General features: G+C 35.2%; 14 protein-coding genes. 2 read left to right on the top strand and 12 right to left on the bottom strand.

Annotated elements, in window-relative coordinates; all coding sequences use genetic code 11:
• Positions 1–33: 33 nt before the first annotated feature.
• The 12 genes from ABR854_RS05825 to ABR854_RS05770 all read right to left on the bottom strand — a co-directional run bounded on the left by ABR854_RS05825 (position 34) and on the right by ABR854_RS05770 (position 6,509).
• A complete protein-coding gene (locus ABR854_RS05825) occupies positions 34–723 on the bottom strand; it encodes a DNA adenine methylase (protein WP_350264430.1) in 690 nt (229 codons plus the stop codon).
• 86 nt (positions 724–809) lie between these two features.
• A complete protein-coding gene (locus tag ABR854_RS05820; protein WP_350264429.1) occupies positions 810–1,610 on the bottom strand; it encodes a DNA cytosine methyltransferase in 801 nt (266 codons plus the stop codon).
• A complete protein-coding gene (locus tag ABR854_RS05815) occupies positions 1,607–1,846 on the bottom strand; it encodes a hypothetical protein (RefSeq protein WP_350264428.1) in 240 nt (79 codons plus the stop codon). The genes ABR854_RS05820 and ABR854_RS05815 overlap by 4 nt, the downstream gene beginning before the upstream one ends.
• Positions 1,830–3,386: a hypothetical protein gene (locus tag ABR854_RS05810; protein ID WP_350264427.1), complete on the bottom strand. Its 1,557-nt coding sequence runs from the start codon at positions 3,384–3,386 to the stop codon at positions 1,830–1,832. The genes ABR854_RS05815 and ABR854_RS05810 overlap by 17 nt, the downstream gene beginning before the upstream one ends.
• Before the next feature lie 89 nt (positions 3,387–3,475).
• The gene (locus tag ABR854_RS05805) at positions 3,476–3,787 is read right to left on the bottom strand and encodes a hypothetical protein (RefSeq protein WP_350264426.1); all 312 of its coding nucleotides are present in this window, start codon (positions 3,785–3,787) and stop codon (positions 3,476–3,478) included.
• Complete coding sequence (locus ABR854_RS05800; RefSeq protein ID WP_350264425.1) at positions 3,784–4,092, bottom strand: hypothetical protein; 309 nt, start codon at positions 4,090–4,092, stop codon at positions 3,784–3,786. The genes ABR854_RS05805 and ABR854_RS05800 overlap by 4 nt, the downstream gene beginning before the upstream one ends.
• A complete protein-coding gene (locus ABR854_RS05795) occupies positions 4,092–4,511 on the bottom strand; it encodes a hypothetical protein (RefSeq protein WP_350264424.1) in 420 nt (139 codons plus the stop codon). Before ABR854_RS05795 ends, ABR854_RS05800 begins: the two co-directional genes overlap by 1 nt.
• Complete coding sequence (locus ABR854_RS05790) at positions 4,508–4,813, bottom strand: hypothetical protein (RefSeq protein WP_350264423.1); 306 nt, start codon at positions 4,811–4,813, stop codon at positions 4,508–4,510. The genes ABR854_RS05795 and ABR854_RS05790 overlap by 4 nt, the downstream gene beginning before the upstream one ends.
• A gap of 211 nt (positions 4,814–5,024) precedes the next feature.
• A complete protein-coding gene (locus ABR854_RS05785) occupies positions 5,025–5,360 on the bottom strand; it encodes a hypothetical protein (RefSeq protein ID WP_350264422.1) in 336 nt (111 codons plus the stop codon).
• Between the two features lie 27 nt (positions 5,361–5,387).
• On the bottom strand, positions 5,388–5,630 hold the full coding sequence (locus ABR854_RS05780; protein WP_350264421.1) for a hypothetical protein: 243 nt from the start codon (positions 5,628–5,630) through the stop codon (positions 5,388–5,390).
• A gap of 22 nt (positions 5,631–5,652) precedes the next feature.
• On the bottom strand, positions 5,653–5,865 hold the full coding sequence (locus ABR854_RS05775; RefSeq protein WP_350264420.1) for a hypothetical protein: 213 nt from the start codon (positions 5,863–5,865) through the stop codon (positions 5,653–5,655).
• A 224-nt stretch (positions 5,866–6,089) separates the two neighbouring features.
• On the bottom strand, positions 6,090–6,509 hold the full coding sequence (locus tag ABR854_RS05770) for a hypothetical protein (protein ID WP_350264419.1): 420 nt from the start codon (positions 6,507–6,509) through the stop codon (positions 6,090–6,092).
• Positions 6,510–6,605: 96 nt separating this feature from the next.
• On the opposite strand from ABR854_RS05770, the gene ABR854_RS05765 reads away from it, so the two are divergent.
• Both ABR854_RS05765 and ABR854_RS05760 read left to right on the top strand, forming a co-directional pair.
• Entirely contained in the window at positions 6,606–6,767 is a 162-nt protein-coding gene (locus ABR854_RS05765) for a hypothetical protein (RefSeq protein WP_350264418.1), read from the top strand.
• Between the two features lie 215 nt (positions 6,768–6,982).
• Complete coding sequence (locus tag ABR854_RS05760; RefSeq protein WP_350264416.1) at positions 6,983–7,354, top strand: helix-turn-helix domain-containing protein; 372 nt, start codon at positions 6,983–6,985, stop codon at positions 7,352–7,354.
• Positions 7,355–9,443: the final 2,089 nt, after the last annotated feature.

The raw sequence follows: 9,443 nt of genomic DNA, 5'->3' as shown, positions 1-9,443 counted from the left end.
TTATTACCTTGGCCAGCAACGCCATTTAGAGTGTTACTTCAGTAAAATAGAAACTAATGATTGTTGTTCAAGTTGTGGCAATGACAAAAATTTATTTACCCACCGTTTTTGTTTTCTTTTGATAAGTTGTCGCTCACGATGATTATTACCTAAAAATGAATAATCGTGTAGTGAATCAATTTGATGATAATTCATAAAAAGCCATTCAGTGGCCGAACCTTTACGTGTTTTTGATTGAAATTCAATTAAATGCCAATCTTTCAAACGTTCTTTATATAAATCATTCGGGTAAGTACTTATTAAAACATCACATTTACATTGCTTGAGTAGAGATAATAATTTATCGTGTTCATCATCTGATAACTCATGTTTATAACGATGATTTGACAAACGAGAAGAAATAGGATAAGGAGGGTCACAATAAATACACATATTTTGTCCCCGTTGAATTGAATAGTTGATTAATTCATTTTCAAGAAAACTAAGAGCGTTTGCATTGATTACTTCAAAATCAGGCATTGTTTCTGATAATCTTTGGCAAACGTCTTTATCTATTTCTACCAAAATATTATTATAATCGGTTTTCTTTTTGTGGCGTGCAATTGTAGCATTACCAGCAAATAACTCAAAATAGTGCTTATGTGGACGGATATGATTTATTATAGTTTGAAAAGTTCCGTCAGAACCTTTGCCGCCAAAATATGTTTCAAATGGTTTATTCATTGTGATTAAATGGGTTTTTATATTACCTGAATAGATATATTGTATTTTTACTGAGAACTTTCACCGCTGCGTGGTCACATCGTAAATCAGACTAACTCAGACAAAAGCGACGACTTACGTTTTTTACTTAATCGCTGGCGGCAAGCATCCGAGTAAGATTTATTATTACCTGATGGGATACGCCCACAGCCACAGGCACATATTTTAGTATTGAATATGGTGGTAGGATTTTGTGACGTGGTGACGTTCGCTATTAATCGAGCAATCACATTTGAAACCCCAATGTGTACACCATTGCCCACGGCACGGTATTTAGCCGTTTTAGTAAAATTTTCAAGTTCTGGTTCATGGTCTAATCCTTGCAACTTACAAAATTCTAAAAAAGTCCTTCTATTGGTTTTAGTTCCATCGGAAGCAGTAAGGCAACCCACGAACTCAGAATCATTATGTACAGGCTCAGGAAGTTCGAGTATATATCCAACTTTAGAACCATATTGAAATGTACGGGGTCGGCTTTGTTTAAATCCGAGGTCACGGGGTGATATGTTAAAACGTTGCACATAGTATCCGTTTATTTTGCAGTCAGGTACACGCACCACATTTTCGAGCAAAAACCATAGTGGCTGACATTCTTCAACTATTATTTCAAACTCGTTTTTCATTTCTTCACTATATCCGTCAGGATTACGATTTAAACCGCTAAAGCTCTGACACGGTGAGCCACCAATTACACCAGCAAAAACGTTTGGTACACCTGAAAAATTACGAATGTCACCGTTCAGGATACGTTCAGGTCCAGTAACTACACAAAATCCATTTTTCACAAAACCTTCGTCGAGCATTCCGATACCTTGAAAAAGTGAAAGTATAAGATTAGGTACTATCATATCAAATTAAGATTAAGATTTAATGTTTGTACATTTGCCTGTTTACAGGCGAAAAAATAAGCAGGTATAAATTCATTCCAGTTAAATTTCGGTTCGGTGAAGAAAAAAGTCCACCAATCCGATTCATTCAATCGGTCATGGTCAATTTCGTAACCTTCTGTATTGTGTACCATGTTTCCATTTTCAAAAACAAGCCATTCACCGAACCGTTTGAGCGGTTCAAGTGGTTGAGCCATAGTATAGGTGATTGAACAAATTTCGATAGTGTATGTTGTATTTGTCCTTGATAGGGGCGGTAACAACATCTTTCATTTTCAAGCGGCTTGAATAAGTTATGCAAAAATCATTGATTCGATTTTCTTCAATTTTTTTAACAGTCTTTTTCTCACCTTTGACCGTAATTGTAAGATTTTGTTTTCGCATAGCCTTAACGGTTTCAATACATTCAATTACGGTTTCATCTTTTTCAAGCGTTCGAGTGTAGAATTTTTGCACCGCTTTTGGGTCGTTATCCATAACTCGCTCCTCCTGTAAGATTTCATATTTTGGATATTCAACTTCTTTTTGTCGGAGATTATCTGAGCAACCCCATAGGCGGCCGCCAACTTTGCGGATGAGAAAAACAGGTTTAAATTCTATTTTTTCAGATTCAATTACCCAACCATCTTCGAGCGTTGTAGTGATAAGCCACTTTTTACCATCAATGGTTTCTACTTTTTGATTTGCTAATAATGGTGCGGTTTCAGCATCCTTAGCAACGTATTTGCATACATAAGAAGCCAAAGAGCCGATATTATCAACTTTTTTAATATCGGTACTGTTAGGATTTTTCCAATCATCAAATTTTCCTGCAAAATAGGCATCCGATTGGATACCTTCGGAAACCTGCAAAAGCGTTGCTTGAGTTATTTTTCGGTTAAGTCGCTGACATTCTTCAAGTTCTTTCATCAATCGTTTATGGCAACGTTTCGGCAGTTTACCAGTTTCATTAAACGCATCTGCTATTTTTTTGAGACGTTTTACCTCAAAAGACTGTTGTTTGGTGTTCAAAACGAAGCCATCAGCGTATATCGCTTGCATACGGTTTTTGTAACGGGTTACGTAGCCTAAACGCTCAATAAATTGATTCCATTTCTTCCTGAGACGATCCCAGTTCACAAAGCGGTCAATTATCAAATGAAAGTGAATGTTGCCTCCTTTGGTCGATTCAGCACGCCAAAAGTACCCATTTACGCCACAACCTTTTAAATTACCTTTGCGGTCGAGTTCCTGAGACTGATTACACAACCATTCTACGAAAGGTAAAAAACACCTGTCTTTAATAGTAGTATCTTTATGTACCTGTTTTGATGGGAGCGTAAGAGTGACGAAAGTTGGATATACCTGATTTCGGTTCATTGATTTTGGTGCATTCTTAAAATCTACGTTTTCAGAAATGGCCGTGAGCCAATTATCTAATCGTTTCTTGATTTCTCGTTTCGTATTTGGGCTTAAATAGCCGTTATACACACCGTTTCTATCAGATTCTTGCAATAAATTCTTATTTGATACCTCGTTTCTTTTGACCGCCTGAAACTTTGTTGATACCGTTATCGAATGTGGCTTAATTGTGGCCGTTGTGGTCATGTGTGCCAGCGTTCGAGTAGTATCGTCGAAACCTTCGCTTTCATATTGTGAAACGGCTTTTTTCTTCACAGCTGGCACGGCCTTTTTTGGCGTTGGTGGTGCAACTGTTGGAGTGAGATTTTCATGAATATCAAATTGTAAACCTTGCATAGTATTCGATTGATTGGAAGAATTAATTTAAACCCGAAAAAAAGGTAAAACCGAGCGTAAGACAAGCCAAAGGCTGACGCCTGTTTTTGCTACAAATTAGCCGCTACAAAGTCAGCAATTTCCGAAAATGGCGTACCTCCGTCATTCATTTCCATTACATCAAGAATAGAAACGGGGTTTTCAAAGGTTGGTGCAGTAATACCAGCCCACAGCGAAACCACCGACGGAAACGATTCCGTACTTTCAATATCAAAAGCCTGTTCGGGGTGTGCTTCATTATATTGTTTAATGAGTAAACCCAAAGCATCATAAGCAGAATCAATTTTAAAGGCTTCAATACATTGTTGATACTTACCGCTTTTAAGGTCTGCAATCCATTGTTGTTTTATTTCAGCGTTCATCGGTATTCAGGGTTTAGAGGATAATCAATTTTTAGTTTTTCACAGAAGCCAGCTGCCCCAGTTTCAGCACCGATAATAGACCATTGTCTGATGCTTGGGCGTTTAAATTCAAATGAGCAAAAAGCTTTATGAGAACTGTCAGCAACGGTATCTTTAATGATAAGGCCATATTTAAGCAAAACAGCCGCATAATTGCCATCGGGAAGCAAAACAATACCTACATCAGATTTATGAATGCTAAGAAAAGTTTCAACTTTAGCAATCATTACTTTTTCCGATTCTACATTTAAGACTTTTATATACATCACATTACGACTTTAAGAGTAGTTTTTTTTAAGCGTTTAGCAATTGGTGTAACGGGCATATACTTACGAATCCAAATTGCTTGCACCTGATGATGATTGGTATCGGCTTGCATGATTGAGGCAAATACTCTTTTATATTTGTCATTCGACCAACTAAAACCAGCCCATTCCTCAATATTTGGTAATTGCCCATTTTCAGACCAGCTTTCAGACCAAAATTCGGGTGTTGATTCAATGTTATTATCTTGTCTGAATAACTCCACCAATACACCAATAGGGGCAAAGCGTTCTGTTCTGACGATTACACCGCCTTCGGTTGGAGTATCGTGATAGTCATGCAATACAATACCTTTTGGGGCTTCCATGAATTGATTTGTTTTTAGGGCTTTTACCCAACGGTTTTTTATTTCTGATTTCATTTTTGTTTTTTTATAAATTCGTTTTCAACAATAATATTATTGTCCATCATTGCCTGTTGAATAGTTTCGAGCAGGTGTTTCTTAGCAGCATCGGTAATTATGCCTTTTTGCACAGCACCAGCCAAAGCATCTACGACCGATTGAGTATTTCGTTCGGTCAGTCTCAAATGCTTATGTGCATTATGAATAGTATGAGCAAAAGCAATCAATTGAGGGCGTTTTGTCCAATGCTTCACGACGGTATCAGATACCATTTCCTTGATATTGTTTTTGGCAATATCTATTTCTTTTTGATGTAGCATTATTTTACGGCAAAATTGGTAGGGGGTAAGCACTGGAAGAAAATAACAGTAACTTACCGAAATTGGGGTTTCCATTATCAGGCATTATCAGAGCCATGCAAAAAATATCGGAGTTCACGGAGAAAGAAACCTTTTACAAAAAGGTGACGAAACACGCTTGCAAGCATTATCGGGAAAAATACGATAATGATAAGAAGGCAGAATAAAGCTTTCATATTGATTCAATGCTTAACTCAATTCTTTTGCCTTCGTATTCCTGAACGATGGTTTTGGCGTTTGCCGAACGAGCCGACACCCGAAAATCAAAATTGATTCCGTACACTTGATGGGCAGCATGAAGAAAGTAAGTGTACACATTTGCTATTGGCAAATAAGCGTGCGTTTCTTGAAAGATTCGACGAAACTTAACAAGTTTAGAGCCGTTTTTAAGAGCGATACGTTCGGCAACTTCGATAAAATGAGCCTTAGTAACTTCGTCAGAATTAAAATACGCTTGACCAATTACGTTCGGTTCTAAGACGGGGTTTGATGTGGTTTGATGTGTCATAAGTAGAGAGAGTTATAATAGGTAAAATCATTTGATAGTATCGAAAACAGTAAATTCAAAATCAAAAAACATGAATGGAGCGATAAGAGTAATATGCAAACCTGTTGGTGTTTCTTTCGATATTTTACCAAATCCAAAAACATCAAATGTGAATGTCATATCAAAACTTTTTAGTTCGTGTAAGAAGGGACGAACCCCAAAAATTATGTGCCAAAAGAACATCACACAGGCAGGGATGCCCAACACAAAGAAGATTATTAAAGCAGTCATTAGAGAGTTATTTAGGTTGAATTTATGATTCAAGCATGGCAGTTACTATTTCGCTGATACTTGATGAAACCGAAGAAAAAACACTTTCTTTTGGTTTATGTAGCCGTGTAATACTGGCTACACTTGGTGAGTTCGGTAAGTCAACAGGAATAAGAAGATGAAATTCATTAATACCTTGCGTTTGCAAAAAATCACCGATTTTATCGGTAAGTGAGCCAATTTGTTCGACTGTCATTTGATTGTTAGTTAAATAGTTTCAAAAAGAATATTTGGGAAGAAAAGCCCCAAACCATTTGTTTGGGGCGGTCGTCATCATTTGCGTTCAAATAGGGTAGAGCCACATTCTCAGATATTTAAGCTGACCAACTCAAATAAATTTGTCCATTCTCTCTACTGTACTGGACGAAACACCTCACTATTTCACACGAACGCTGTATCTATCTATCGGTTTGTTGGTATCTAACTTTGATGTTCGGCAATAGCTTCATTGCGTTTTTCGGCACGGGTTTTAAGTTTTTCAGCACGGGTCATGTAGCCTAAATTTTCGGTGCATTCAGCCCATTTTTCAAATAATTCGGTTTTATTTAGCACAGCATCATACATTAAAGAGAAATAGATATTACCGTCCGCGTCAACATCTTCACGAAATAAGTATTGAATAGTTACAGTTTCAGTATTGAAGTTTTTGAGGAAAGGCACAAGTATTTTCGAGATAATTTCAGCATCAGTATGAATCTGTTTTGAAGGCAATCTGAGGGTTAAGAAAGGATAATTAATCCTACTGAATAATTCACGACTTTTAACGTGTTGAGACTTTGTTGAAGCTATAATAGAATGTGGTTTTACAGCAGTTTCAGGAACTTCATTTACTTGTGTCATTTCCTTAGATTTTTTAGTGTTGAAAAAAAGAATACATTTACAATTCAAAGGAGATGGGGGAATCTAACTCCCCCTTAGCCCCTTTGTGTTCTTCGCATGAAGAATGAAAACAACTTGATAGAACTGTCAGCATTTGGCGGTACTATCAGACTTGCTGGCGTTCCTGCATTTGCCCTTACAGTTGTAATCTGTTTGGCGTTTGCGGTTGCAGCGTACAAGTTTATTAGTTCAAAATCCTTTTTAAACCTCACTGCATAAGTCAGCTTAAGAAGGTAGGCCTTCGCTTCACAGCGGGGCTTTTTTTTTGATTCAAAACCTTAAATATTTTTAGTGTTGAAAAAAATATTTTACTTTTTTGAATCAATTCCTAAACTTTTTGCGTTATTTCGGTACACAAAAACGTTAAGACGATGCAATACTAAAAGAAAAGTTTTAGTTGTGCAAGTAAACTTAAATAATTATTTTATTTTTATATGGAAACACTAAAAGAAATCATCTCAAAAAGACTGAAAGAAAGAAGTATTTCAGCAAAAAAAATGTGCGAAGATATTGAAATAACAGAGCAAGCTTTGTATTCAATGTATAGAAACAATTCAGGTAGCACCAAAACACTCAATAAAATAAATGAGTATTTAGGTTTAGAGTTAAGTAAATCTTTTAGTCAAGGAAGTGCAATAAATCTAACAGAATTAAATAATTCAGTCGATAGTATGTTGATTGAATATTTAAAGAAAGAGAATGAATTTTTGAAAGGATTTATCAAGGAAAAACTTGCTATAAATTTTAACAACGGTGGTTTGATGCCAACTTATGGGACTGTTTTTTTTGGAGCAAATAACCCATAAACCAACCCACCGTAAGAAATGCAAGTGCGTTTCATGTTGTACAAGATTGACTGTCAGTAGATTAAACATTTTTGAACGTTCCCAGCTTCGGGAGCAGAGTTAAAAGCCTTATAGTCAATAGATTATAAGGCTTTTTTATTGCCAAAATTTTGATTTTGAAAAAGTGTACATACAAGTGTAGGATCAATCAGAAAAGTTGGGGAATTATGCATAAGTTTTTGAACGCATAAACATGAAATGTTAACATTTCTTACACCTATAAACTGATTTCTGAAAACTTTTATCTTTGCATGGTTCGCCGCTGCGATTGAAAGATTCAACTGACGCATTTGTGCTTCTATTATCAAAGAAATTCAAGATTTTTCATAATTATTTTAAATAGTTTTGGTGATGAATGATTTGAAAGATACCTTTCCGACATCGATATCATTGTACCAAAGAGTCAAATTTTTAAAGGCAACAATTCTTTCTTTTGAATGGGTAAAAAAACTGTATACTAAGTTGATACGCTTGTTGTAAATCGAGATATAAACGAAACAAGATTTCTGTCCTATGAACTAGTGAAACTGACCAATCTTGTAATTTTTTGATGATTAAATAGCGGCCACCTCGTCGATCCGATGCGAGTAGCGGTGTATCTTCTTTGGTATTATGTATCCGATAAAAATATTTTTACTTGGTTCCATATTAATAATATTTACATTTTTAGCCGATAGTTCAGTTATTTTCTTCCGTATTGATTCCAAAATTTCATTTTGTTTTTGAATAGTAGCAATTAAAGAGATATTTTCAGTCTTAAATTTGTCTATTTTATATTTTAACTGCATTGATCAAGGAAATAACAAAGTCTGAATATGATAAGGAGTAAATTCCATCATCTGACTTTTTAGTCCACTGAACGGAACGCCGCCTATTGCATTAGAAACTTTTTCAACGTCCTGTGCAATTAATCCATCATATCTAATTTTATTTTTATCTGAAATATAATTATAGAAGTAGTTTGAAGATTTGTGATAAACTACAAAACCAAACGATTTGTATATATAACATTTTCTTTAAGTCTAATATCTGATGGATTGCTCCAAAGGACTTGCCCTTCAATCACTGAGACATCACCAATGCTAATTTTATTCTTAAATTTACAATAGCATTTGCACCAATTGCAGTCGCATTTGTGATTGAGATTATGGAAGGATTGGATTGATAACCAATAATGTTAAAAATTTAATTGACAATTTTTTTTGCCATAGCGACTGTCGCAGCAGAGTTGCTCAAAGTTTAATGATCCACAGAGTTTTTATTTTTTTCTATGTATGCTTCTGTGCTGTACCTCGTGTAATTCTTTGGTAAATATTATTAACTAAATACTTCTTTGTACTTAATTTCCACCTCCTTAATAGGGCTGTTAAATTAAAAGTAGAGTTCACTTTTGGGCTGTGAATAATGTTATATAATGACTTCGGTAGCTTGATTTGGAACAGGATTGCCCCTTGCAGCACTCTGCCATTGATTGTTGAAGAATCAAAACGATGAATCAATACAGATGCTTAAAGAATTAGTTTTAATAAGTACAATTATCTAAAGTTTGGTGTGGGAGAGAGTTGTGATGAGCAAATTACCACAAAATATGGAAAACGATAAGGGTAAAATTCATCTCCTTAATGATGATGAAAGAATCTCGAAAGATAATTCTTGGAAAATCGAAGAAGTATATACAATTACGTCAACATAAATCTACGAGGTTAAATATTGAATAAGGAATTGGGCGAAACTTGGAATATTGAGCAGTAATATTATGAAATCATGATCATTAAAAAAATGCGATAGTTTTGCTTAGTCAGTGGTTTCTTATAGCAGCAATGATGATGAGAATGCATGATAAAGATGAGTAAGGAGGAAAACAACCTAAAGTAGATCGTAGCACTATTGGCTAAACGTTATGAAATAGGAGGGATGGTACGTTTAACTATTATACATTGCTATGTCTAAATAAAATTATTGAGTAAGATTAAATAAAAGACGAATACCATATATAGAAATTAAGATATATACACAAGTGTAGAAAAATCTGTGTATGGTTTCAAAATAA

Origin of the sequence: Emticicia sp. W12TSBA100-4, from assembly GCF_040253585.1 — a bacterium.
In the GTDB taxonomy this organism is placed as follows: Bacteria; Bacteroidota; Bacteroidia; order Cytophagales; family Spirosomataceae; genus Emticicia.
The sequence above is the reverse complement of the archived record's forward strand: the minus strand, read 5'-3'. Positions and strand labels throughout refer to the sequence as shown.